Source organism: Pseudomonas sp. Tav-5-1A (assembly GCF_055755055.1).
Genome location: NZ_CM146901.1, coordinates 2,945,609 through 2,969,081 on the forward strand (window position 1 = coordinate 2,945,609; position 23,473 = coordinate 2,969,081).

At 67.6% G+C, this 23,473-nt stretch carries 21 protein-coding genes; 18 read left to right on the forward strand and 3 right to left on the reverse strand.

The window, feature by feature from the left end; translation table 11 throughout:
- Positions 1–74: 74 nt before the first annotated feature.
- Positions 75–1,265, reverse strand: coding sequence for an MFS transporter (locus AC0J42_RS13445; RefSeq protein WP_473006521.1), 1,191 nt, complete (start codon positions 1,263–1,265; stop codon positions 75–77).
- A 119-nt stretch (positions 1,266–1,384) separates the two neighbouring features.
- Between AC0J42_RS13445 and AC0J42_RS13450 the strand changes: the two genes are divergently transcribed.
- The 3 genes from AC0J42_RS13450 (at position 1,385) to AC0J42_RS13460 (ending at position 4,151) form a co-directional block, all read left to right on the forward strand.
- Positions 1,385–2,002 carry a TetR/AcrR family transcriptional regulator gene (locus tag AC0J42_RS13450; RefSeq protein WP_473006522.1) on the forward strand — a complete coding sequence of 206 codons (618 nt, stop codon included), beginning with the start codon at positions 1,385–1,387 and terminating at the stop codon, positions 2,000–2,002.
- A gap of 148 nt (positions 2,003–2,150) precedes the next feature.
- Positions 2,151–3,479: an MATE family efflux transporter gene (locus AC0J42_RS13455; RefSeq protein ID WP_473006523.1), complete on the forward strand. Its 1,329-nt coding sequence runs from the start codon at positions 2,151–2,153 to the stop codon at positions 3,477–3,479.
- A gap of 21 nt (positions 3,480–3,500) precedes the next feature.
- Positions 3,501–4,151 (forward strand): TetR/AcrR family transcriptional regulator, encoded by a 651-nt coding sequence (locus tag AC0J42_RS13460; RefSeq protein WP_416424040.1) that lies wholly within the window; start codon positions 3,501–3,503, stop codon positions 4,149–4,151.
- A 105-nt stretch (positions 4,152–4,256) separates the two neighbouring features.
- Here AC0J42_RS13460 and AC0J42_RS13465 read toward each other — a convergent pair whose 3' ends face one another.
- Together AC0J42_RS13465 and AC0J42_RS13470 are read right to left on the reverse strand one after the other, a co-directional pair.
- The gene (locus tag AC0J42_RS13465) at positions 4,257–6,953 is read right to left on the reverse strand and encodes a beta-glucosidase (protein ID WP_473006524.1); all 2,697 of its coding nucleotides are present in this window, start codon (positions 6,951–6,953) and stop codon (positions 4,257–4,259) included.
- Positions 6,950–7,183, reverse strand: coding sequence for a hypothetical protein (locus AC0J42_RS13470; RefSeq protein ID WP_416427592.1), 234 nt, complete (start codon positions 7,181–7,183; stop codon positions 6,950–6,952). The genes AC0J42_RS13465 and AC0J42_RS13470 overlap by 4 nt, the downstream gene beginning before the upstream one ends.
- Before the next feature lie 486 nt (positions 7,184–7,669).
- Here AC0J42_RS13470 and AC0J42_RS13475 point away from each other — a divergent pair, with 486 nt between their 5' ends.
- The 15 genes from AC0J42_RS13475 to AC0J42_RS13545 all read left to right on the forward strand — a co-directional run bounded on the left by AC0J42_RS13475 (position 7,670) and on the right by AC0J42_RS13545 (position 23,463).
- The gene (locus AC0J42_RS13475) at positions 7,670–9,394 is read left to right on the forward strand and encodes a GspE/PulE family protein (RefSeq protein WP_473006525.1); all 1,725 of its coding nucleotides are present in this window, start codon (positions 7,670–7,672) and stop codon (positions 9,392–9,394) included.
- Between the two features lies 1 nt (position 9,395).
- Positions 9,396–10,673: a type II secretion system F family protein gene (locus AC0J42_RS13480; RefSeq protein WP_473006526.1), complete on the forward strand. Its 1,278-nt coding sequence runs from the start codon at positions 9,396–9,398 to the stop codon at positions 10,671–10,673.
- A gap of 22 nt (positions 10,674–10,695) precedes the next feature.
- The gene (gene gspG, locus AC0J42_RS13485; protein WP_416427423.1) at positions 10,696–11,106 is read left to right on the forward strand and encodes a type II secretion system major pseudopilin GspG; all 411 of its coding nucleotides are present in this window, start codon (positions 10,696–10,698) and stop codon (positions 11,104–11,106) included.
- A 2-nt stretch (positions 11,107–11,108) separates the two neighbouring features.
- On the forward strand, positions 11,109–11,537 hold the full coding sequence (locus tag AC0J42_RS13490; protein WP_473006527.1) for a prepilin-type N-terminal cleavage/methylation domain-containing protein: 429 nt from the start codon (positions 11,109–11,111) through the stop codon (positions 11,535–11,537).
- Positions 11,534–11,884, forward strand: coding sequence for a prepilin-type N-terminal cleavage/methylation domain-containing protein (locus AC0J42_RS13495; RefSeq protein WP_473006528.1), 351 nt, complete (start codon positions 11,534–11,536; stop codon positions 11,882–11,884). Before AC0J42_RS13490 ends, AC0J42_RS13495 begins: the two co-directional genes overlap by 4 nt.
- Complete coding sequence (locus tag AC0J42_RS13500) at positions 11,881–12,480, forward strand: prepilin-type N-terminal cleavage/methylation domain-containing protein (protein WP_473006529.1); 600 nt, start codon at positions 11,881–11,883, stop codon at positions 12,478–12,480. The genes AC0J42_RS13495 and AC0J42_RS13500 overlap by 4 nt, the downstream gene beginning before the upstream one ends.
- A complete protein-coding gene (locus tag AC0J42_RS13505) occupies positions 12,477–13,187 on the forward strand; it encodes a type II secretion system minor pseudopilin GspK (protein ID WP_416424047.1) in 711 nt (236 codons plus the stop codon). Before AC0J42_RS13500 ends, AC0J42_RS13505 begins: the two co-directional genes overlap by 4 nt.
- Positions 13,184–14,191 (forward strand): type II secretion system protein GspL, encoded by a 1,008-nt coding sequence (locus tag AC0J42_RS13510; RefSeq protein ID WP_473006530.1) that lies wholly within the window; start codon positions 13,184–13,186, stop codon positions 14,189–14,191. Before AC0J42_RS13505 ends, AC0J42_RS13510 begins: the two co-directional genes overlap by 4 nt.
- The gene (gspM, locus tag AC0J42_RS13515) at positions 14,166–14,780 is read left to right on the forward strand and encodes a type II secretion system protein GspM (protein ID WP_473006531.1); all 615 of its coding nucleotides are present in this window, start codon (positions 14,166–14,168) and stop codon (positions 14,778–14,780) included. Before AC0J42_RS13510 ends, gspM begins: the two co-directional genes overlap by 26 nt.
- Complete coding sequence (locus AC0J42_RS13520; protein ID WP_416424050.1) at positions 14,777–15,286, forward strand: hypothetical protein; 510 nt, start codon at positions 14,777–14,779, stop codon at positions 15,284–15,286. Before gspM ends, AC0J42_RS13520 begins: the two co-directional genes overlap by 4 nt.
- On the forward strand, positions 15,283–17,493 hold the full coding sequence (gene gspD / locus AC0J42_RS13525) for a type II secretion system secretin GspD (protein ID WP_473006532.1): 2,211 nt from the start codon (positions 15,283–15,285) through the stop codon (positions 17,491–17,493). The genes AC0J42_RS13520 and gspD overlap by 4 nt, the downstream gene beginning before the upstream one ends.
- Positions 17,494–17,772: 279 nt before the next feature.
- Positions 17,773–18,669 (forward strand): nucleoside-specific channel-forming protein Tsx, encoded by an 897-nt coding sequence (locus tag AC0J42_RS13530; RefSeq protein WP_416424052.1) that lies wholly within the window; start codon positions 17,773–17,775, stop codon positions 18,667–18,669.
- A 75-nt stretch (positions 18,670–18,744) separates the two neighbouring features.
- Positions 18,745–20,073 (forward strand): thymidine phosphorylase, encoded by a 1,329-nt coding sequence (gene deoA / locus AC0J42_RS13535; protein ID WP_473006533.1) that lies wholly within the window; start codon positions 18,745–18,747, stop codon positions 20,071–20,073.
- A gap of 141 nt (positions 20,074–20,214) precedes the next feature.
- Entirely contained in the window at positions 20,215–21,858 is a 1,644-nt protein-coding gene (locus AC0J42_RS13540; RefSeq protein WP_473006534.1) for an acetolactate synthase large subunit, read from the forward strand.
- Between the two features lie 264 nt (positions 21,859–22,122).
- On the forward strand, positions 22,123–23,463 hold the full coding sequence (locus tag AC0J42_RS13545) for a chloride channel protein (protein ID WP_473006535.1): 1,341 nt from the start codon (positions 22,123–22,125) through the stop codon (positions 23,461–23,463).
- Positions 23,464–23,473: the final 10 nt, after the last annotated feature.

The window sequence follows — 23,473 nt, forward strand, 5'->3', positions numbered from 1 at the left end:
GGCACTCCTTGTGGCGGGATGACGATATCGAGTGTAGAGAGTCCACGTGCCAAAGCAGTTCCTTCGGATTCCGTTCAGAACGTAGCAGCTACCCCATGGCCACGCCCGCCTGGCTGGAACCCATGCGCCCGTGCCCCGGCGGCGATCACCAGTGCCACCCCCAGCAGCGCCAGCACTGCCCACGGGAACACGCCAATCCCGGCGTACTCCAGCAATACCCCACCCAACACCCCGGCGCCGGTAATCGCGCCGTTCCAGGCCACCACGTTCATCGACAGCGCCACGTCGGCGCCGGGCCCGGCGCTGTCTGCCAGGGCGGTCTGCAGCAGGGTCGCCGCGCCACCGAAGCTCAGCCCCCAGAGCAGCACCGCCACGGCCACCACCGTTGGCTGGCTGCCGGCGACACCGAGTAGCAGGGCGACGGCGGCGAAGGTGGCGAGGCTGAGCAGCACCGCGTGGCGCAGGTAGTGGTCCACCAGGCGCCCGGTGACCCAGATGCCCAGCAACGCCGCCACGCCGAACGCCAGCAGCACCAGGTCCACCCGCGCGCCAAGGCCGGCACGGGCCACGAAGGGGGCGATGTAGGTGTAGAGAAGGTTATGCGCCAGCATCCAGGCGATGACCACTGAGAGCACCGGGCGCACGCCAGCCGTAGTGAGCACGCGGCGCAGCGGCAGTTGTTCATGGCTGGCCTGGCCGGGGAAGTTCGGCACCTTGGCGAGGACCCAGCCAACCAACCCGAGGGTGACCGCCGACATCACCCAGAAGGTCGCGCGCCAACCCAGCAGCGTGCCCAGCCAGGTGCCTAGCGGCACGCCAAGGGACAACGCGATGGGCGTGCCGACCATGGCGATGGCCATGGCCTTGCCCTGTTGCCGGGGCTGCACCATGCGCCGGGCGTAGCCGGCCAGTTGGCTCCAGGCCAGGCCCGCCGCCATGCCGGCGCCAAAGCGTGCGGCCAGGGTCAGCCCATAGTGGCTGGACCAGGCGGTGACCGAGTTGAACAGCAGGAAACCAATGATGCTCAGCAGCAACACGCTGCGCCGCGACCAGCTGCGCGTGGCCATCACCAGGGGGATGGCGGCCAGCACCGAGCCCAGGGCGTAGGCGCTGATCATCTGGCCGGCCAGCGCGGCGCTGATGCCCAGGCCAGCGCTGATCTGCGGCAGCAGGCCGGCGGGCAGGGTTTCAGTGGCGATGCACAGGAAGCCGGTCATGGCCAGGGCGAGCAGGGCGGCCAGGGGCAAGGGTGGGGAGGGGTTCATGGGGGATCCTTTAAGTTAGTTATGTATCGGTCGGTATATATATACCCAGAGAAGCCGGCCGATTGTCAATGACTTCTGTATCGACTAGTATTTAAGTCAGTCGCCACCCGGAGTTCGCCATGGCACAAATGGGCCGCCCCCGTTCTTTCGATCGTGACCACGCCGTTGAACAGGCGATGCTGCTGTTCTGGGAGCACGGTTACGAAGCCACCTCGCTCAGCCAGCTCAAGGCCAGCATGGGCGGCATCTCCGCGCCCAGCTTTTACGCCGCCTTCGGCTCCAAGGAGGTGCTGTTTCGCGAGGCGGTGGCGCGTTACCTGGGCAGCCACGGGCAGGTCACCGAGTGCCTGTGGGACGCTGAACTGCCGCCGCGCCAGGCCATTGAAACGGCGCTGCGGCGCTCGGCGCGCATGCAATGCGCGGCCGGCCACCCCAAGGGCTGCATGGTCAGCCTGGGGGTGATGAGTGCGCCCAGTGCCGAGTTCGCTCCGGTTGTTGCGCCGTTGACCGCGTCACGCGAGCGCACCCGGGCCGGGTTGTTGCAGTGCGTGGAGCGCGGGGTGGCCAGCGGTGAGTTGCGCGAGGCGACCCATGCGCAAGTGCTGGCCACGGTGTTCGACAGTTTCCTGCTGGGCCTGTCGACCCTGGCGCGTGATGGTGTGACATGCGAGCAGATCGATGCCGCGATCGGTCAGGTGATGTGCGTATGGGATTACGCATCACGCACATCCCTGTAGCAGCGGCCACAGGCCGCGTCATAAAGCGCCGCGGTGCGCCTGATACAGCGCAGTTGCAAGACGCCGCCTGCGGCAGCTGCTACGGGCTCTGTAGCGCCCGGGATTTGGTGCGTGGTAACATTGGCGTCCATCCCCGAGTACCCCATCCATGCCCACCCCCACCGCCCGGTTCACGGAAGGCTCTATCGCGCGCCATGTGCTGGCCATGGCCAGCACCAGCGCGTTGAGCCTGCTGGCGGTGTTCATGGTGGATATCCTGACCCTGGTCTACGTCTCGCGGCTGGGCGACCAGCGCCTGCTGGCGGCGGTGGGCCTGGCCAAGACGTTGATGTTCCTCAACGGCGCGTTCGCCGCCGGGGTGGTGATTGCCGGCGGTGCGCTGCTGTCGGAGCGCATCGGCAAGCATGGTGGCCGGCGCCTGGCACGGCTGGTGACGCACCTGTTGCTGATGGTGCTGGCGGTGGCGGCAAGCGTGGCGGCGCTGGAATGGCTGGCCATGGCGCCGCTGGCCCGCTGGCTGGGTGCCGACCCCGGCGCCTATGCCTCGGCCCGTGGGTTCGTGTGCATGACCCTGGCCGCCAGCGTGCCGGTGGCGCTGGCGCAGATGAGCGCACAGCTGCTCAAGGCCCAGGGCCACGTGCGCCTGGCGCTGTGGGTGCTGCTCAGTGGTGCGCTGACCCTGGCAGTGGCCGACCCGCTGCTGATCCTCGGGCTGGGCATGGGCCTGGAGGGCGCAGGCTGGTCGTGCGCGCTGGCGGCACTGGTGTCAATGCTGGTAGGGCTTTACTGGCTCAAGCGCCACCTGGGCCTGGCGCTGCGCCTGAACGCCCGGTTGCTGTGCCTGCACATCGGCCGCACGGCGCGGCTGGCGGTGCCGGCGATACTGGGCAACCTGGCCATGCCCGTGGGCATCAGCTACCTGATGATCACCCTGGCCGGGCTGGGCGCCTCGGCGCTGGCCGGCATGGCGGTGGTGGACCGCGTACTGCAACTGGGCTACTGCGTCTATTTTGCCCTGCCCACGGCGCTGGTGCCGGTGCTGGCGCAGAACCTGGGCGCCGGCCGCCATGACCGGGTGCGCCAGGCCATCGCCTTTACAGCCCGCGGGGTGGTCCTCTATGGTGTGGCGTTCTGGCTGCTGGTGCTGCTGGCGGGGCCACTGGTGGCCGACTATTTCCACCTGCAGGGCAACGGCCGCGACATTTTCCTCACGGTGACGCGCCTGGGCATGGGCCTGTGGGTGCTGTTCGGCCTGGACTTCGTCGCCCAGTCGCTGTTCCTCACCCTGGGCCGCGCCTGGTGGGTGCCTACCTTCGGCTGGCTGCGCGGCACCCTGGGCACCCTGCCATGGGTGTACGCCGGTGCCCACGGCCATGGCGCCAGCGGCGCGGTGCTGGGCATGTGGCTGGGCAACGCGGTGGTGGCGCTGCTGGCGATCATCACCGTCTGGCGCCTGCTGCGCCGGGCCAATCAATGAATTCAAGTGCAACGGGTTTTTATGTCAGATACGGATAACCAGCACGACGCGGCGCAGCTGCCAGCCCCCAAGCGCCGACGTGCGCCCAAGGGCGAGATGCGCCGCATGGCGTTGCTGGACGCGGCCACGCAAGTGTTCGCCAGGGACGGCTACCAGGGCGCGTCGATGCGTGACGTGGCCGACATCGCCGGCATCACCACCGTGGGCCTGCTGCACCATTTTCCCAACAAGGTGGCGTTGCTGCGGGCCTTGCTCGACCGTCGCGACCAGCGCGTGACCGAACGCTTCAGCGAACTGGAAACGGCGCCCACCCTCGATGGCTTCCTGCGCTTTCTGCGAATGAGCATGGGGTTCAGCGTGGAAGATGCGGCGGAGTGCCAGGCGGCACTGATGATCAACGTCGAGAGCCTGTCGGACAAGCATCCGGCGTTTCCCTGGTACCAGGAGAAATTCGAGGTGGTGCATGGTCACGCCCAGGCGCACCTGGCGTCACTGGTGGCCAGCGGCGCGATCCGCGCGGACGTGCAACCCAGGACCCTGGCCCTGGAGCTGTTCTCGGTGATGGACGGCCTGCAGATCCAGTGGCTCAGGGGGCGGGACAGCGTCGACGTGATGCAGGTGTTCGACGCCTACCTGGGCCGCCTGGCCAAGGACCTGCAGCCTCATCCCTGAGGCTGCGTCAGCCCGCGTAGGACCCGGCCTTGGCCGCGATGGGACTGGGGTGGCCGCATCGCGACTAAAGTCGGCTCCTACCGTCGGCTCCTGCGCGGCGTATCCTCAGTAGGTCTGCGAGGTGGACACCTGCACGGCCTTGCGCAGTGGCTTGGGCAGCGGGTTGCTGTCGCGGGTGGTCAGCTGCTCGGCGTACAGCGTGGTCAGGGTCTGGCTCAGCGACAGGTCGGCGGAGCTGGTGCCGACGCGGATCTTGAACTTGCCGGCATCGACGTTCCAGCTGTCGGTGTTGTCCACGTAGTAGGCCAGCGAACGCGAGTCCAGCGGGATGCTCACGGTCTTGCTCTCGCCCGGCTTGAGGTACACCTTGGTGAAGCCCTTCAGCTCTTTCTCGGGACGGTCGACGCTGGGGTTCACCGGCTGCACGTACAGCTGCGCCACTTCATAGCCGGCCTTGGCGCCGGTGTTGGTGATGGTGAACCTGGCGTTGACGGTGGCGCCCGGGGTCAGCACGTTGGTCGACAGTTTTAGGTCGCTGTAGCTGAACGTGGTGTACGACAGACCGAAGCCGAACGGGTACAGCGGCTTGGTGTTGCGCTTGTCATACGCGCGGTAGCCCAGGTACAGGCCTTCGCTGTAGGTCAGCTGGGTGAGGGCGTTGTCGCCACGGTACTGCGCCGGGTCCGGGTAGGAGGCGTAGCTGGCGTTGTCCTCGATCTGCTTGTCGATGGTGACCGGCAGCTTGCCCGACGGGTTGACCTTGCCGAAGATGATCTCCGCCAACGCCTGGCCGCCTTGCTGGCCTGGCAGCCAGGCTTCCAGGGTAGCGCCGACTTTCTTCGCCCATGGCTGCATGTTGGCGATACCGCCGCCGTGCATTACCACGATGGTGTTGGGGTTGGCCTTGGCCACCGCGGTGATCAGGTCAGCCTGTTGGTCGGGCAGGTCGAAACCGTGGTCCGATCCTTCGCCTTCGTTCTCGTAGTTGGTGCCGGCAGACACCACCACCGCGTCGTACTTGGACAAGTCCTTAGGCGCAGCCAGCGCCGCCCAGCTCATCTGCACGCCCGCCAGGCCGCCCAGGGCCGGGGTGAAGTTGCCCTGCACGCGCTCGTACTCGAGTTTCACGGTGTAGGCCTTGCCGGCGGTCAGCGAGGCAGTCTTGCCCGAGGTGACCAGGGCGTTGACCACGTCGGAGGAGTACGGCACGCCGTCGCTCTGCAGCACCAGCACGTCGTTCACCCACAGCTTGTACGGGCCGTCGGCGCGCACCTTGAACACCTGCGGGCCGGTCACGGTCGGCTTGATCACGCCGGTGAAGCGCGCCGAGAACGCACCCGCGGTCGGGGTGAAGCCTGACACGGTGGTGGTGCCGGCGTTGGTGACGTTGGTGCTGGTGGTCCAGTTGAGGTTCACGCCGGGCTCCACGCGGGTCAGCGCCGGGTCGCCGGAGAAACTGGTGTTGGCGTAGTACTCGGCCTTGATGCCGGAGTTGCTGACGTCGCTGCTGCCGTTTGACGGCTGGTACCACACCGACGCCTGCGGGTTGAGGCTCAGGGCCGGCAGGTAGGTGACGTTGCTGCTGTCGGACGCCAGCTGCTGCAGGCCGCTGAGTTCGGTCACGTAGCTGTTGGGTGGCGAGTTGGCGGTGCCGAACGGCGAGCCCGGGGCCTGGTACGCCCAGTCACCGATCACGGCGATCTTGGCGCTGCGCGCCAGGGGCAGCAGCGGGGCGCCGGCGCTGGTGTTTTCGTTGCGCAGCAGGATGGTGGACTCGCGCGCGGTGTCCAGCGCGGCCTTGGCGCCGTACTCGGTGTGGGTCAGGGTCTGCGCGGTGTTCAGGTGTTCCTGCAGGTCATAGCTGACAATGCCGCGCAGGTTGCGCTTGGCCTTGTCGTCGATGACGTTCTGGGTCAGCTGGCCGCTGTACAGCAGTGGCAGCAGGTTGGCCTCGGTGAATTGCAGGCCCGACGGCATGTCGATGTCGGTGCCGGCCCAGGCGCCCTTGAAGGCATCGTGGATGGCGTTGAAGTCACTGATCACCATGCCCTGGTAGCCCCATTCGCCCTTGAGCACGTCGGTGATCAGGTGATGGTTCTCGCAGGCGTAGTCGCCGTTGATCTTGTTGAAGCCGCACATGATCGACGCCACGTTGGCGTTCTTGACCATCGACTCGAAGCCCGGCAGGTACATCTCGCGCAAGGTGCGCTCATCCACCACCACGTTCACCGCCTGGCGGTTGGCTTCCTGCTCGTTGGCCACGTAGTGCTTGCCGCTGGCCTGGATGCCCTGGGCCTGGATGGCGTTGACCACGGCCGGGGCCAGCACGGCGCCGAGGAACGGGTCTTCACCGCTCAGGTACTCGGCCGCGCGGCCGCCGTAGGGGGTGCGGTACAGGTTGACGCCCGGGGAGAGCATCTGCTGGCCGCCGGAGATGCGCGTCTCGTAGGCGATGGCCAGGCCGAATTCCTTGGCGCGGTTGATGCTCCAGGTGGCGGCGATGGCCGATTGCGACGGGTACTGCGCGCCGAAGGTGGCGTTGTTGACGTGCACGCCCATGGACGAGTCATAGGCCACGGTGCCCTGGATGCCCCACTTGGTCAGCTTGGGGATCATGTGGCCGTCGTCGACGCGGGTGAAGTTGATCTTCTCCGAGGTGCTCATGTTGTCGAGGATCGAGCTGACCCGCGCTTCCACCGCATCGCCGGTGGCCGGAGTGACTTCGGCCAGCGCCAGGTTGGCGTGGGCCACGCTGAAGGCCAGCACGCTGAGGCTCAGCGCCTGCTTGAATACCCTGCTCATTGTTGCTGCTCCTGGCTGGGGGCGTCGTCGGTGACCACCGGGTCGTCTTGCACGGTGGCGGCGGTGGCCTGGGCGGCCTTGCTCACGCTGGCGGCGCCGGACAATTGATCGCGCTTGGCTTCCAGTTGTTCGCGAAGTTGCTCGTGCGTGTTGGTCGTGGAAGTTGTATCCGCCGCCAGCGCGCAGAAACTCTGGGCGCACAAGAGCACAGTGCCCATGACGGGCAACATGAGTCGGTTCATCGATTGATTCTCGAGTGAAGGTTAAATGATGGCACTTCGATGTTATTGCGAAGTTGCGCCGAAGTGTAAGTCCCGATGATGCCTTTAAAAGTTCAATGTTCGCAAAGATATTTTTCCGAACGGATAAAAAACGCCGGAAAAGCGATGAAGGGGCATGCTGGCGAAGGGGTGATACTGGCTGAATTATTCATGAATAATGGAAAAATGTTATGTTTTGTTGCGTAAAAATTGCTTTATTTGGGTTTGTTCTGGTGTTGAGCGGTTATTAAAAGCAATAAATAACCAATTTGGTAAACCTAATTGCAGTTAGGTTTTAGGTTCTGGTAAGCTGTGTCAGCGTTGAAAAATACGCTCGCTAATTCTATTGATACTTTCCTGTTAGTTGCTCGCCTGGGCTGTTTCGTGCGCCAAGTACGAAGGCGCAAGTGTGCGTTTATTATTAAATACTTCGTGGCCTGGCCATCGAGCGATACTGTGTCGTCAGTCATAACGTCCGCCGGGTGCGTGCAACTTCCCACGCAACTCGAACTGTGCCAGTGGTTGGCCGAACATACTGAAGTCAAAGTCTCGGACATCAACCGGGCGCGCAAGCTGTGCCTGGCCGAAAGTGGCAGCGACGACGACATCCTGCGCACCCTGGTGCGCCTGGGCGCCGTGCGTGACGAAGAGGTGGCCCAGGCCTGCGCAGCCCTGCTGGGCGTGCCGCGCCTGGACCTGGCAAAGCTGCCCGGCGACGCCGCGCCGCTGCTGCTGGGCAGCGAACGCTTCCTGCGCCACCATGGCCTGGTGGTGCTTGACGCCCAGCCGGCGCACATCGAGGTGGCTGCCAGCGCGCCGCTGTCGGCGTACGCCCTGGACGCCCTGCGCTACTGCGCCCAGCGCCCGCTGACGCTGGTGATCGCCACCGCCGCCGAGGTCAACACCTTGATCGAACGCTTCCACGGCCAGGGCCGCAGCGCCATGGACGCGCTGATCGAGTCCCTGGACGGCGAGCCGGACGCCCAGGAAGACATCGAGCACCTCAAGGACCTGGCCTCCGAGGCGCCGGTGATTCGCCTGGTCAACCTGATCCTGCAGAAGGCCGTGCAGGACCGCGCCTCCGACGTGCACGTGGAGCCCTTCGAGGACCAGCTGCAGGTGCGCTACCGCGTCGACGGCCTGCTGGTGCAGGGCGAGGCGCCGCCGCCCAGCCTGGCGGCGGCGGTGATCTCGCGCTTGAAAATCATGGCCCGGCTGGACATCGCCGAGCGGCGTTTGCCGCAAGATGGCCGCATCATGCTGCGCATCCAGGGCAAGGAGCTGGACCTGCGGGTATCGACGGTGCCCACCAGCTTCGGCGAGTCGGTGGTGATGCGCCTGCTCGACCGGCAGACCGTGAGCTTCGATTTCCCCACCCTGGGCATCGACGGCCCGCGCCTGCACAGCCTGCTGGAGCTGCTCGAACGCCCACACGGCATCTTCCTGGTCACCGGCCCCACCGGCTCGGGCAAGACCACCACGCTGTACACCGCGCTGTCGCGGCTCAACACCGCCGAGCGCAAGATCATCACCGTCGAAGACCCGGTGGAGTACCAGCTGGCGGGCATCAACCAGATCCAGGTGAAACCGGCCATCGGCCTGGATTTCCCGGGGGCGCTGCGCTCCATCGTGCGCCAGGACCCGGATGTGATCATGATCGGCGAGATGCGCGACCTGGAAACCTGCCGCATCGCCATCCAGTCGTCGCTCACCGGCCACCTGGTGCTGTCTACCCTGCACACCAACAGCGCCGCGGCGAGTATCACCCGCCTGCTGGACATGGGCGTGGAGCACTACCTGATCGCCTCGACCCTGCAGGGCATCCTCGCCCAGCGCCTGGTGCGGCGCCTCGACCCAGCCACCCGGGTGGCCTTCGAGGCGCCGCCGGAGCTGATCGCGCGCCACCGGCTGGACCAGTACACCGCCCAGCGGCCCATTGTGCTGTACCGCCCGGCCACCGACAGCCCCGGCGGCGGCTACCACGGCCGCAGCGCCATCACCGAACTGCTGGTGATGAACGACGAACTGCGCAGCCTGCTGATGCGCCAGGCCGACGCCGCCACCCTTGAAGCGGCCGCGCGCCGCCACGGCCTGGTGACCCTGTACGAGGACGGCCTGCGCCAGGCGCTGGCCGGCATTACCTCGCTGGAAGAAGTGCTGCGCGTGGCACGGGGCGACTGACATGCAGACCTTCCGTTACCGCGCCCTGGCCGCCGACGGCGCCGCGCACAAGGGCAGCCTCGACGCCGCCAGCGAACAGGCGGCCGTGGCCCAGTTGCAGGCCCGCGGCTGGCTGGTACTGAGCCTGGAAGCCGGCAGCGCGCGCAGCGCCCGCGCCAGCCAGGCCATGAACGGCGCCGCCCTGGTCAGCTTCACCCAGCAGTTGGCCACCCTCCTGGGCGCCGGCCAGCCGCTGGAGCGTTCGCTGGGCATCCTGCTCAAGCAGACCCAGGAAGCCAAGGCCCGCGCGCTCATCGAACGCATCCGCGAACAGGTCAAGGCCGGCAAGCCGCTGTCCCAGGCGCTGGAAGAAGAGGGCGGGCAGTTCTCCACGCTGTACATCAGCATGGTCCGCGCCGGCGAGGCGGGCGGTGCTCTAGAGAACACCTTGAGGCAGCTCAGCGACTATCTCGAACGCAGCCAGACCCTGCGCGGCGAGGTCATCAACGCGCTGATCTACCCGGCGTTTCTGGTGGTTGGAGTGCTCGGTTCGCTGGCCCTGCTGCTGGCCTACGTGGTGCCGCAGTTCGTGCCGATTTTCCGCGACCTTGGCGTGCCGATTCCGCTGATTACCCAGGTGATCCTGGCCATGGGCGAGTTTCTCAGCGCCTGGGGGCTGGTCGTTCTAGCCGGCCTCATCGTCGTCATCTCGGGCAGCGCCATCGCCCTGCGCGACCCGGCCCGGCGCCAGCGCAATGACCTGCGCCTGCTGAAGATAAAAATCATCGGCCCGCTGCTGCAACGCATCGAGGCCGCGCGCCTGGCGCGCACCCTCGGCACCCTGCTGAGCAACGGCGTGGCGCTGTTGCAGGCGCTGCTGATCGTGCGCCAGGTGTGCAGCAACCGCGCCATCGTCGCCCAGGTGGAACAGGCCACCGACTGGGTCAAGGGCGGCGGCACCCTGGCCAGCGGCCTGAGCCAGGAGCTGTCTGTGGGAGCTGGCTTGCCAGCGAGCCTTTCAGGGCCCCAAAGCTCGCTGGCAAGCCAGCTCCCACAAGGCAGGTCGCAATTGCTGTTGCCCGAATTGGCCATCCAGATGATCGACGTCGGCGAACAGGCCGGCGAGCTGGACGGCATGCTGCTGAAAGTCGCCGAGGTGTTCGACGTCGAAGCCAAGCGCGGCATCGACCGCCTGCTCGCAGCGCTCGTGCCCACGCTCACGGTGGTCATGGCGGCGATGGTCGCCGTGATCATGCTCGCCATCATGCTGCCGCTGATGAGCCTCACCAGTAACATTTAAAGGACCACACCCCATGAAAACCATGAACACGGGCCGCCGCCAGGGCGGTTTCACCTTGCTGGAAATGCTCGCGGTGATCGTGCTGCTGGGCATCGTCGCCACCATCGTCGTGCGTCAAGTTGGCGGCAACGTCGACAAGGGTAAATACGGCGCTGGCAAGGCGCAACTGGCCAGCCTGAGCATGAAGGTCGAGAGCTACGCCCTGGACATGGGCGCGCCACCGGCCAACCTCAACCAGCTGGTGACCAAGCCTTCCACGGCGGGCAACTGGGCCGGCCCCTACGCCAAGCCGTCGGATTTGAAAGACCCGTTCGGCCATCCGTTCGGCTACCGCTTCCCCGGCGAACACGGCAGCTTCGACCTGATCTTCTACGGCCAGGACGGCCAGCCGGGCGGCGAAGGCTACAACGCCGACCTGGGCAACTGGGAATAACCATGCAGCGCGCCCGCGGCTTCACCCTGCTGGAAATGCTCGTGGTCATCGTGCTCATCGGCGTGGCCGCGGGGCTGGTGGGCTATGGCTTGCAGCGTGGGTTGCACAGCGCCGGCGAGCGCAAGGCGCTGGCGCAGATGGTCGATGCCCTGCGCGCCTCGCGGGTGCAGGCGATTGTCAGCGGCCAGCCGGCGCGCACCGGTTTCGACCTGCGCGCCCGCACCGTGCAGGCGCCGGGCAAGCCCGTGGCCCACTGGCCCAGTGATTGGCAGGTGCGCCTGCAGACCGCCGACGGCCTGGGTGCCGGGTTCGAGTTCTACCCTGACGGCGGTGCCAGTGGCGGCAACGTGCTGATCACCCAAGGCCAGCGCCAGTGGCGCATCGACGTCGCCTGGCTGACCGGCAACGTGCGCCTGCGGGACCTGCGATGAACCGCCAACGCGGCTTCACCCTGCTGGAAATGCTCGCGGCGCTGGCGGTGCTGGCGCTGTGCGCGACCGTGCTGCTGGGTGCCTTTGGCGAAAGCGCGCGGGCCTTGCAGCAGAGCGCGCGCAGCGACCGGCTGAACCTGGCGGCGCGCTCGCTGATGGACGAGTTGGGCGAAGGCCCGCTGGCCAGCGGCCGGCGCCAGGGCCAGTGGCAAGGCGTGGCCTGGGTCTGCGACGTCAGCCAGGTGCCGTCGGTGGCCGGTGCGGCGCGGCTGTTTCGCCTGCAACTGACCCTGAAGGCCGACGGCCGCCAGGCGCAGTTCAGCACCTTGCGGGTGCGCGGCTCGTGAGGCGTGAACGCGGTTTCACCTTGCTGGAAATCCTCGTGGTGCTCAGCCTGCTGGGCGTGCTGCTGGGCCTGGTAGCCACGGCGCTGGTGGGCGCCAACCGCGCCGTGGCCAAGGCGCAGGTGTTCAGCGAGCGCCTGGACGAGGTGCGCGCGGCCCAGAACTTTCTGCGCCGCGCCATTGGCCAGGCGCTGCCGGTGGCCCAGGGCGACGTCACGGCGAAGCCGGTGCGCTTTGTCGGCCACGCCGCTGCCATGACCTTTTATGCGCCGCTGCCGGATTCGATTGGCGGCGGCCTGTACCAGCAACAGCTGAGCCTGGTGCACCAGCAGTTGCAAGTGCGCCTGGCCCGGCTCGACGGCCAGGCCCTGAGCGCCTTCGGCGAGCCCCAGGTGCTGCTGCGCGAGGTACAACAGTTGGCCTTCAGCTACCGCGGGCTGTCGCCCCTGGCCAAGGACAGCGGCTGGCTGGCGGAGTGGCCGTGGCCCGAGCGCCTGCCGCGCGCGGTGCGTATCGAGGCAACGCTGCGGGGCGTGTTGCCCTGGGTGCGCGAGCAGGTCAGCCTGCGCCTGGACCTGGCCAGCGAGGCGGCGCCATGAACCGCCAACGCGGCGTGGCGCTGCTGCTGGTGCTGTGGGTGCTGGCGCTGTTGGGCACCTTGCTGGCGGCGCTGGCCGGCACCGTGCAACTGCAGCACCGCCAGGCGCTGTGGCAGGCGGCCAACGCCCAGGCGCTGTTCGCCGCCGAGGCCGGCCTGGGGCAGGCCGTGATGGCCCTGCAGGGGCGTGACGTGGAGGCGCGCTGGCGCGCCGATGGCGCAGTGCATGCGCTGGTGTTCGATGGCGCCCAAGTGGCGGTCAGCGTGGTCAGCGAGCGCGGCAAGCTGGACCTCAACGCCGCGTCCCTGGCCGATGTGCGACGGCTGCTGAAGGCCTGCGGCGGCGCACCCGAGTCGGCCCTCCAGGCCCTGGAACGGCAGCGCAACGGCCCCGTGCCGCTGCGCACCCTGGACGAATTACGCGAGCTGCCGGGCATGAGCTACGCGCTGTACCACTGCGCCTTGCCCTGGGTAACCGTGTGGGCCGGCCAGGCGCAACCCGACCCGGCACTGGCGCCGCCGCCACTGGCCCAGGCCCTGGGCCTGCCGCGCGTACGTTTGAGCGGCGCCGACCCTGGGCAGATTTTCACCGTGGTCAGCCAGGCGACCCTTCCCAGCGGCTACCACGCCACCTTGCAGGTAACCCTGATGTTGATCACCGCGAAGGAGGGCGCCAGGCCATACCGGGTCCTGCGCTGGCAAGAATGAACCTGATCGCACTCCCTCGGCACCTCGCCGACCTTCACCGCCGCTGGCAGGCCAGCCTGGCGCGGCGCTGGCTGCAGCTGTGGCTCGACGAACTGCACGGCCTGCTGCCGCCCGCGTGGCGTGCGCGCCTGGCTTCGGCGCCGCTGACGCAACGGCTGGCGTGGCCGCTGCCCGACACCTTCGACCGGCGCCTGCCGGCCGTGCTGGCCTTGCCTGCCCAGGAGGTGATGGCGCAGGTCATCAGCCTGCCCGTGGCGGCCACGGCGGAGCTGCAGCGGGTGCTGGCCTTCGAGATCGACCGCTACACGCCTTACCCGGCCGAGCAGGTGCAGTTCGCCGCACGTGTCGAGCGCACGCGCGGCGACACGGCGCAGGTGCGGCTGGTGGCGGTCCACCGCGAGCGGCTGCGAGCCATCCTCGAGCACTGCCACGCGGCGGGGCTGGCGGTGGTCGGCGTCGATGCCGAGGGCCTCGACCTGCTGCCGGCCGAGCTGCGCCCCCCGGCGCCTGCCGCCTGGCTCAACCGTGTGCTGGCGCTGGGCGTGGTGGTGTCGTTGGCGGTGTTGATGCTGGTGCTGCTGAACGGTCGCCAGGCCAGTGTCGCGCGCATGCAGGCCCAGGTGCAGCAGCAACGCCAGCAGGTGCAGGCCCTGGAGCAACAACGCCGCGAGCTCACCGACACCCAGGGCGCTGCCAGCTACCTGGCGCGCCTCAAGCAGGCGCGGCCGACCGTGACGGCGCTGCTGACCGAACTCACCCAGTGCCTGGGCGACGACACCTGGCTTGAACAGCTGGAGGTGCGCGATGGCGGCGAGCTGAACATCAGCGGCCAGAGCAGGCATGCCAGCGCGCTGATCACCCGCGCCCATGCTTGCCACAGCCTGCAGGACCCGCGTTTTCAGGGCGTGATCCAGCCGGACGGGCAAACCGGCAACGAGCGCTTTTCGCTGGTGGCCCACCTCACCCAGGAGGCCGTCGATGCGCCGTCAACCCACGCGCAATGAGCGCCGTATCGTCGCCCTGGCCGTGCTGGCATTGCTGCTGTGGGCGGCCTGGCAACTGCTGGTCGCCAGCTGGTTCAGCGCGCCCATGGCCGAGCTGGCCGACCAGGCCGCCACCCTGCAGGCCCAGCATCAGCGTTACGCCCAGGTGCTGGCCCAGGGACCGGCGTTGCAGGCGGCGCTGGCCCAGGCCCGGCAAAACCCCAGCGCGCGGCGCAGCCTGTTGCCCGGCAACGACCCCAGCGCCGCGGCAGCTGACCTGATGCAGGCCGCCGTCGACCGGGTCAAGGCCGTGGCCGCCCTGGGCCCTGGCTGCGAAGTCACCCAGCGCATGCCCATCGTGCCCGAGGCCGACGGCGGCCAGGCCTACCGGCAAGTCAAGGTCAGCCTGACCCTGGCCTGCGCCAGCGAACCGCTGATGCAACTGCTGCACGGCCTGGAATATGGCCAGCCGTACCTGTTCGTCGAAGCGCTCAGCGTGCACCGCAACAACGACGCCCCGGCGGCCGGCGGCCCAGGGCGCCTGAGCGTGCAGCTGCTGTTGCGCGGCTACCTGACTGGCGCTGCCGCCGCCAAGGAGCCACGACCATGAGCCACAAGCGCCTGTTGTTGCTGGCAATCAATGCACTGCTGCTGGCCGCGCTGACCTGGGCCTGGCTGGACCAGGAGCACGCCGTGGCCTGGCTGCCCGCCGAGGGCAAGGCCCCTGTGCCAGCACCGCCTGCGCCGCCGCCGGCCATGGTCGACCTGCCCGAGGCCCAGCGCATGATCGCCTGGCAGCAGCCGTTGTTCAGCCCAGGCCGCCAGCCCGATGTCGCCAAGGCTGCCGCGGCGCAGACCCTGGACGGCGTGCGCCTGAGCGGCGTGGTGGTCGACGGCCAGGCCCGCTGGGCGCTGCTGCGCCTGGCCGACCAGCGCTCGCTGAAGCTGGCCCGCGGCGCCGCGCTGGACAGCGGCTGGGTGCTGGACCAGGTCGAGGCCACCAGCGCCACCTTCCAGCGCCAGGGCCAGGCCCGCACCTTGAGCCTGCCCGTGCCGCGCCTGCCGGCGTCGGCTGCAACGCCCCCCATTACCCTTCCACACGTAACGGCACCATGACCCACATCTATCGCCACACCCCCATCGCCGCGCGCCTGCGCACCCCCTCGCTGGGGCTGGCGGCTGCGCTGGCCCTGGCCGGTTGCGCCGGGCAACCCCATGAACTGGCCAACGACCCGGCGCTGCTGCACGAGGCCCTGGCCGGCACCGGCGCGCAACGGCCGGTGCTGCCGCCCAGCGCGGCGGTCATCGACGCCCCCGCGCCGGCCCGGGCGCCGGTCGCGCGGCAGATCATCACCGGCAACCAGCGCTTCATCCGCCCCCAGGCGCCGGCCAAGGCAGCGGAGGGCGGGGCGGGCGACATCATGTTCAACTTCACCGACCAGCCCATCGAGGCGGTGATCAACACGGTGATGGGCGACCTGCTGCACGCCAACTACAGCATCGCCCAGGGCGTGAAGGGCAACGTCAGCTTCTCCACCTCGAAACCGGTGAACAAGCAGCAGGCGCTGTCGATTCTCGAGACGCTGCTGTCGTGGAGCGACAACGCCATGATCCGCCAGGGCGACCGCTACGTGATCCTGCCCGCCGCCCAGGCGGTGGCCGGCAAGCTGGTGCCGGAGATGCCGGTGGCGGCGCCCACCAGCGGCTTGTCGGCGCGGCTGTACCCGCTCAAATACATCGCCGCCAGCGAGATGCAGAAGCTGCTCAAGCCGTTCGTGCGCGACAACGCCTTCCTGCTGGTGGACCCGGCGCGCAACGTGCTCAGCCTGGCCGGCACGCCGCAGGAGCTGGCCAACTACCAGGACACCATCGACACCTTCGACGTCGACTGGCTCAAGGGCATGTCCATTGGCGTCTACGGCCTGCAGCACGCCGCGGTGGCCGAGCTGATGCCGCAGCTACAGAAGCTGTTCGGCCCCGACAGCGGCCTGCCGTTGGCGAGCATGGTCAAGTTCATGCCCAACGAGCGCACCAATTCCATCGTCGCCATCTCCCCGCAGCCGGCCTACCTGCAGGAGGTGGGCGACTGGATCAAGACCATCGACGAGGGCGGTGGCAACGAGCCGCAGATGTATGTGTACGACGTACGTAATATGAAAGCCACGGACCTGGCCAAATACCTGCGGCAGATCTACGGCAGCGGCCAGGTCAAGGACGACAGCGCCGCCAAGGTCGCGCCGGGGCTGCGCACCACCACGCTGTCGTCGCTCAACGGCAGCAGCGGCGCCAGCACCGTCACGGGCGGTTTGACGACCCAGGCCGCCACCCGGCAAACGGCGCAAGGTGACGACGACAGCGACACTGACGCCAGCACCGACGACAGCAACGGCGCCGCTGCCCAGGGCACGCAGAAAACCCTGGAAGACAGCGTGCGCATCACCGCGCAGAAAGGCACCAACCAGCTGCTGGTGCGCACCCGCCCGGCGCAGTGGAAGGAAATCGAGGCGGCCATCAAGCGCCTGGACAACCGGCCGCTGCAGGTGCAGATCGAAACGCGCATCCTCGAGGTCAAGCTCACCGGCGAGCTGGACCTGGGCGTGCAGTGGTACCTGGGCAAGCTGGCCGGCAATTCCACCAGCACCACGGTGGCCAACAGCAGCGGTTCGCAAGGTGCGCTCGGCAGTGGCGGGGCAGGGCTGGGGTCCACCGACACGGCGTTCTATTCCTTTGTCAGCAGCAACTTCCAGGTAGCGTTGCACGCATTGGAAACCAGCGGCCGCACCCAGGTGCTGTCGGCGCCGTCGCTGGTGGTGATGAACAACCAGCAGGCGCAGATCCAGGTGGGCGACAACATCCCCATCAGCCAGACCACGGTGAACACCAGCACCTCGGACACTACCCTGAGCAGCGTCGAGTACGTGCAGACCGGCGTGATTCTCGACGTCACCCCGCGCATCAATCCGGGCGGCCTGGTGTACCTGGACGTGCAGCAGCAGGTGAGCGACGCCGACACCAGCAGCGTCACCACCAGCCAGCCCAACCCCAGCATCTCCACGCGTTCGGTGTCTACCCAGGTGGCGGTGCAGAGCGGCCAGACCGTGCTGCTGGGCGGGCTGATCAAGCAGGACAACAGCGAGAGCGTGTCCAGCGTGCCGGGCCTGGGCCGTATCCCTGGCCTGCGTTGGTTGTTCGGCAGCACCAGCAAGGCGAAAGACCGCACCGAGCTGATCGTGCTGATCACCCCGCGCGTGGTCGCCAGCGCCGACGATGCGCGGCAGGCCACCGATGATTACCGGCAGCAGATGCAGTTGCTCAAGCCCTGAGGATACGCGGTGCCTGTGGACGCGGCCTGCGGCCGCTGCTACGGGGATGCGGGGGGGGGACCTGTAGCAGCGGCCGCAGGCCGCGTCCCAGCCGCTGCGCCAACACGGCGCAGCGCGCACAAACCGAGTGCTCCACACCAGACCGTTTGGTAAAAACCAACTGCGTCTTTTTGCTATCCGCTTGATCTACAACGCCTTATTCCCCTGGCACACATCGTGCTATCGCTGAACCCGGTCATGCCAAGGCATTTGCCTGCAGCTACTTATGGAGAAGTGATTGTGGAGCACTGTTCTTTCCCGCGTGTCTGGGCCTTTACCGCATTGACCCTGGCGGCCGCGCCAACCACCTGGGCCGCCACCGGCCCGTCGGTGGCCGCCAACCCGCTGCCCGAGGACACGCCCTGGTTCAACCAGGACGTCACCCTGATCGGCAGCAAGGACATCAGCTTCGGCCCCCGGCCTTCCGACGACATCTACCTGGAATACGAGTACTACGGCCGCAAGGGCCCGTACGAGCTGTACGGCTACATCGACGCGCCCAAGGTGCTGGGCATCGGCAACAGCCATGACAGCGGCGAATGGGACAAGGGCTCGCCGGTGTTCATGGAGCACGAGCCGCGCATCTCCATCGACGAACTCAGCGGCCACAAGCTCGGCTTCGGGCCCTTCAAGGAGTTCTACCTGGCGTTCGACTGGATCTACGACATGGGCCACACCAGGGCCGACCGCGCCAACACCCTGTACAGCGGCCTGGGCACCGACATCAAGACCGGCACCCCGGTGATCCTCTCGGCCAACCTGTACGCGCGCCGGCAATGGGAAAACTACGGCGCCGCCAACGAGAACAGCTGGGACGGCTACCGCGCGCAGCTTAAATACATCCTGCCGCTCAAGCACTTCGGCAACGGCGCCTCGCTGACCTACATCGGCTTCACCAACTACGACTTCGGCTCCGACCTGCACGAAGAGGCCGGCGCCACGCGCACCGCCAACGCCACGGTGGCCACCAACGTGCTGCTGTACAACTTCAAGCACCTGCGGCTGATGGCGGCCGGGCGCTACTTCCACAACGGCGGGCAGTGGAAGGACGGCACCGAGCTGAACTTCGGCGACGGCAACTTCAACGCCCGTTCCACCGGCTGGGGCTACTACTTCGGCGTCGGCTATCAATTCTGATCTGGCCTGGCGGCGTGCCGCCGGTTATCGTCTGGCAGCTGTTTTACCGGTGAAGTGTTTCCATGGAGGGCGTACATGCAGTCGCAACCTGTAGAAGTGTGTGCAGCGGCAACTGATGGCTGGCTGGCCCAGGAGGTCATCCGCCGCAAGCGCGACGGCGGCGCGCTGGCCAGCGGCGATATCCAGCGCTTTGTCGCCGGCATCGCCGACGGCAGCCTGTGCGAGGGCCAGGTGGCGGCGTTCGCCATGGCGGTGTGCATACGCGGCATGAGCCTGGACGAACGCATTGCCCTGAGCACGGCCATGCGCGACTCTGGCCAGGTGCTGCGCTGGAACCTGCCGGGGCCGGTGGTGGACAAGCATTCCACCGGCGGCGTCGGCGATTGCGTCAGCCTGGTGCTGGCGCCGTTGCTGGCCGCCTGTGGCTGCTACGTGCCGATGATTTCCGGGCGCGGCCTGGGCCATACCGGTGGCACCCTGGACAAGCTGCAGAGCATCCCCGGCTACAACCTGCAGCCCAGTGCCCTGCAGTTGCGCGAGGTGGTGGCCGCGGTCGGCTGCGCCATCATCGGCCAGACCGCCGACCTGGCGCCGGCGGATCGCCGCCTGTACGGCATCCGCGACGTGACCGCGACGGTGGAGTCCATCGACCTGATCACCGCCTCGATCCTGGCCAAGAAACTCGCGGCCGGGCTGGACGTGCTGGTGATGGACGTAAAAAGCGGCAACGGCGCCTTCATGGTCGCCACCCAGGACGCCCAGGCCCTGGCCGACAGCATCGTCGCCGTGGCCAACGGCGCCGGCGTGCGCACCCGCGCGCTGGTCACCGACATGAGCCAGCCGTTGGCACGCAGCGCCGGCAACGCCTTGGAAGTGGCCGAGGCCATTGCCCTGCTGCAGGGCCAGGTGCGCAGCCCGCGGTTGTGGGAGGTGACCCTGGCGCTGGGCGCCGAGGCGCTGGTGGCGGCGGGCAGGGCGGGCAACCCCGTTGCGGCGCGCGAGCAACTGCTGCACGCCTGGCACAGCGGCGCGGCGCTGGCGCGGTTCCAGCAGATGGTGGCGGCGCTCGGTGGCCCGGCCGACCTGGTGCAGCGCCCGGGTCACTATCTGGCCCAGGCGACGATCCAGCGGCCGGTATGGCCCGCCGCGTCTGGCCAGGTCGAGGCTATCGACACCCGTGCGGTAGGCATGGCCGTGGTGCTGCTGGGCGGCGGCCGCCGCCACCCTGACGACAATTTGGACCTGTCGGTCGGTTTCCGCGACCTGGCGTTCGTGGGCGAAGCGGTGGGCCGTCAGCGCCCGCTGGGCTGGGTGCATGCAGCCAGCGAAACGGCGGCCGAAACCGCCGCCCAGGCCCTGCGCAATGCCTACTTTTTAGGCGCTGGGGGCCAGAGTGTTTGTTGACCGAACACTCAATTGTGCGTGTACCAACATCCGGGCTCGCCCCCGCGCCCAGTAACGGCTAACCTATGCCGGCAACTCCCAGCCCCGGGGCCAATGACGGACCCCGGGCTGCATCCGCATGCCCAGATTTGAGGAATAAAAATGGCCAAGGCCGCAGATGTCGTCGTTCAATGCCTGGAAAACGAAGGCGTCGAATATGTGTTCGGTATTCCAGGTGAAGAAAACCTGGACCTGCTTGAATCCCTGCGCAAATCGCCGATCAAGCTGATTTTGACCCGCCACGAGCAATCGGCCGGCTTCATGGCTGCCACCTACGGCCGCCTGACCGGCAAGACCGGCGTCAGCCTGTCCACCCTCGGCCCGGGCGCTACCAACCTGGTGACCGCCGGCGCCTATGCCTACCTGGGCGGCATGCCCATGCTGATGATTACCGGCCAGAAGCCGATCAAGAAGTCCAAGCAGGGCCGCTTCCAGATTCTGGACGTGGTCGGCATGATGCAACCACTGACCAAGTACACGCATCAACTGGCCTCCGCCGACAACATCCCGTCGCGCGTGCGTGAAGCCTTCCGCCTGGCCGAAGAAGAAAAACCGGGTGCCGTGCACCTGGAGCTGCCTGAAGACATCGCTGCCGAGCAGACCGACAGCATGCCGATCACCCCGAGCCTGCACCGCCGCCCGCTGGCCGAGCACAAGGCCATTGAAGCCGCCGTGGCCAAGCTCAAGGCTGCCCGCAGCCCGATCCTGGTGATCGGCGCCGGCGCCAACCGCAAGATGACCGCCAAGGTCCTGCGCCAGCTGATCGACAAGACCAACGTGCCATTTGTCACCACGCAAATGGGTAAAGGTGTGGTCGACGAGCGCCACCCGCGCTTCCTGGGCAACGCCGCGCTGTCGGCCGGTGACTTCGTGCACCGCGCTGTCGAGGCTGCCGACCTGATCGTCAACATCGGTCACGACGTGATCGAGAAGCCGCCGTTCTTCATGGTGCGTGGCGGTACCGAAGTCATCCACATCAACTTCCGTTCGGCTGAAGTGGACCCGGTGTACTTCCCGCAGATCGAAGTGGTGGGCGACATCGCCAACGCCGTGTGGCAGATCAGCGAAGCCCTGGAGCCCCAGCCGCACTGGGACTTCACCCGCCTGATGACCATCCGCGAGGCCAACGAGGCGCAGATCGCCGAAGGCGCCGACGACAACCGCTTCCCGATCTACCCGCAGCGCATGGTCGCCGACGTCCGTCGCGCCCTGCCTTCGGAAGGCATCGTGGCGCTGGACAACGGCATCTACAAGATCTGGTTCGCGCGCAACTACAAGGCCCACAAGCCTAACACCGTGCTGCTGGACAACGCCCTGGCGACCATGGGCGCCGGCCTGCCGTCGGCCATGGCCTCGCACCTGGTGTACCCGGACCGTCCGGTGGTGGCCGTGTGCGGCGACGGCGGCTTCATGATGAACAGCCAGGAACTGGAAACCGCGGTACGCCTGAAGATGAACCTCACCGTCATCATCCTGCGTGACGACGGCTACGGCATGATCCGCTGGAAACAGTCGAACATGGGCTTCACCGACTACGGCCTGGACTACGGCAACCCGGACTTCGTGATGTACGCGCAGTCCTACGGTGCCAAGGGCCACCGCGTGGAAAGCGCCGAAGGCTTCCTGCCGCTGCTTGAGCAGTGCCTGTCCACCCCGGGCGTGCACGTGATCGACTGCCCGGTCGATTACTCCGAGAATGACTTCATTCTCAACAGCGAGCTCAAGCGCCGCAGCGCCTTGGTGTAAGCGCCCCTGACGCGGCCATGCGGCCGCTGCTACGGTGGATTGCGTGCGCAAACCCCTGACGCGGCCTGCGGCCGCTGCTACGGTGGATTGCGTATGCAAACCCCTGACGCGGCCTTGCGGCCGCTGCTACGGTGGATTGCGTGCGCAAAACCCCGTAGCAGTGGCCGCAGGCCGCGTCTCCACTCCCCACGCATTCGCGTTTCACTGAACATCCCCCGCACGGCTGGCATACTAGGCACTTTGACTGCCACCGCCAGGCGCCCCATGCTCAAGCCCTCTACTGCGAACCCCACCCTGTCGTCACCGATGCAACGCGGCCGTCGCCTGCTGCGCTCACGTTGGCGCACCGGCCGCCAGCGCGCCGTCTTCTGGGTCGGCGCTTTGCTGGTGGGCCTGGTGGCGCTGGCCTTCGCCTGGCTGGCGGACCAGTCCTTCGCCCTGTTCCAGCGCCTGCTGGCGATCGCCCCCTGGGCGCCACTGCTGGTCACGCCCCTGGGCTTCGCCGGCCTGGCCTGGGTCACCCAGCGCTGGTTCGTCGACGCCAAGGGCAGCGGCATTCCCCAGGTGATCGCCGCGCTGGAGCTGCCGTCGCGTAGTTTCCGCAACCGCGTGCTGGGCCTGCCCGTGGCGGCGGCGCGCATGCTGCTGACCCTGGGGGCGCTGCTGGTGGGCGGTTCCGTGGGCCGCGAAGGCCCCACGGTGCACCTGGGCGCGGCAGTGCTGCACGCCTTCGGCACCCGCCTGGGCCTGCACAGCCGCCGCACGGTGGCCGGGCTGATCCTGGCCGGCGGCGCAGCGGGCATCGCCGCGGCCTTCAACACGCCGCTGGCCGGGGTGGTGTTCGCCATTGAAGAGCTGAGCCGTACCTTTGAGCAGCGCTTCAGCGGCCTGGTGCTGACTGCCGTGCTGATCGGCGGCGCCGTGACCCTCGGGCTGATGGGCCATTACGCCTACTTCGGCGAGGTGGGCGGCCACCTGCCCGCCGGCTGGGGCTGGAGCGAGGTGCCGGTGTGCGCGGTGCTGGGTGGGGTACTGGGCGGGGTCTACGTCAAATTGGTGCTGCCAGCACGCACGGGTTGGCTGGGCCACCTGTGTGCCCTGCGCGAACGTGGGCCGGTGCGTTTTGCCGGCGCCTGTGGCCTGTTGCTGGCGGTGCTGGGGCTGGTGTCCGGCAACCACGTGTTCGGCACTGGCTACCAGGAAACCCATGCCTTGCTCGACGGCCAGCCGGTCACCGGCAGCAGCTTTTTGCTGTGGAAGTTCCTGGCCAACGTGGTGTCCTACCTGGCCGGTATCCCGGGCGGGTTGTTTTCACCATCGTTGAGCATTGGCGCCGCCTTCGCGCCGTTGCTGGCCTGGCTGCCGGGCTTCAACCTGCAGACCTGCGCGTTGCTGGGCATGGGCGCCTACCTGGCCGGCGTCACGCGCTCGCCGCTGACGGCCTCGGTGATCGTGCTGGAGTTGTCCCACAGCCCGGACCTGGCCATTCCCATGCTCGGCACCACGCTGATGGCAGCCGCAATATCGGGCTGGATCGCCCCGGTGTCGCTGTACCACGCCCTGGCGCACCAGTTCCTGGAACGGTTCGCCCCGCGCAAGCCCTGAGGGGGCTGCG

What these genes read in the sequence shown, in the direction of transcription:
- AC0J42_RS13480 (WP_473006526.1), top strand. Translation starts at nt 9,396, where the DNA reads ATGCAGACCTTCCGTTACCGCGCCCTGGCCGCCGACGGCGCCGCGCAC.
- AC0J42_RS13490 (WP_473006527.1), top strand. Translation starts at nt 11,109, where the DNA reads ATGCAGCGCGCCCGCGGCTTCACCCTGCTGGAAATGCTCGTGGTCATC.
- AC0J42_RS13540 (WP_473006534.1), top strand. Translation starts at nt 20,215, where the DNA reads ATGGCCAAGGCCGCAGATGTCGTCGTTCAATGCCTGGAAAACGAAGGC.
- AC0J42_RS13545 (WP_473006535.1), top strand. Translation starts at nt 22,123, where the DNA reads ATGCTCAAGCCCTCTACTGCGAACCCCACCCTGTCGTCACCGATGCAA.
- deoA (WP_473006533.1), top strand. Translation starts at nt 18,745, where the DNA reads ATGCAGTCGCAACCTGTAGAAGTGTGTGCAGCGGCAACTGATGGCTGG.
- AC0J42_RS13465 (WP_473006524.1), bottom strand. Translation starts at nt 6,953, where the DNA reads ATGAGCAGGGTATTCAAGCAGGCGCTGAGCCTCAGCGTGCTGGCCTTC.
- gspD (WP_473006532.1), top strand. Translation starts at nt 15,283, where the DNA reads ATGACCCACATCTATCGCCACACCCCCATCGCCGCGCGCCTGCGCACC.
- AC0J42_RS13520 (WP_416424050.1), top strand. Translation starts at nt 14,777, where the DNA reads ATGAGCCACAAGCGCCTGTTGTTGCTGGCAATCAATGCACTGCTGCTG.
- AC0J42_RS13495 (WP_473006528.1), top strand. Translation starts at nt 11,534, where the DNA reads ATGAACCGCCAACGCGGCTTCACCCTGCTGGAAATGCTCGCGGCGCTG.
- gspM (WP_473006531.1), top strand. Translation starts at nt 14,166, where the DNA reads ATGCGCCGTCAACCCACGCGCAATGAGCGCCGTATCGTCGCCCTGGCC.
- gspG (WP_416427423.1), top strand. Translation starts at nt 10,696, where the DNA reads ATGAACACGGGCCGCCGCCAGGGCGGTTTCACCTTGCTGGAAATGCTC.
- AC0J42_RS13470 (WP_416427592.1), bottom strand. Translation starts at nt 7,183, where the DNA reads ATGTTGCCCGTCATGGGCACTGTGCTCTTGTGCGCCCAGAGTTTCTGC.
- AC0J42_RS13460 (WP_416424040.1), top strand. Translation starts at nt 3,501, where the DNA reads ATGTCAGATACGGATAACCAGCACGACGCGGCGCAGCTGCCAGCCCCC.
- AC0J42_RS13455 (WP_473006523.1), top strand. Translation starts at nt 2,151, where the DNA reads ATGCCCACCCCCACCGCCCGGTTCACGGAAGGCTCTATCGCGCGCCAT.
- AC0J42_RS13445 (WP_473006521.1), bottom strand. Translation starts at nt 1,265, where the DNA reads ATGAACCCCTCCCCACCCTTGCCCCTGGCCGCCCTGCTCGCCCTGGCC.
- AC0J42_RS13505 (WP_416424047.1), top strand. Translation starts at nt 12,477, where the DNA reads ATGAACCGCCAACGCGGCGTGGCGCTGCTGCTGGTGCTGTGGGTGCTG.
- AC0J42_RS13450 (WP_473006522.1), top strand. Translation starts at nt 1,385, where the DNA reads ATGGCACAAATGGGCCGCCCCCGTTCTTTCGATCGTGACCACGCCGTT.
- AC0J42_RS13510 (WP_473006530.1), top strand. Translation starts at nt 13,184, where the DNA reads ATGAACCTGATCGCACTCCCTCGGCACCTCGCCGACCTTCACCGCCGC.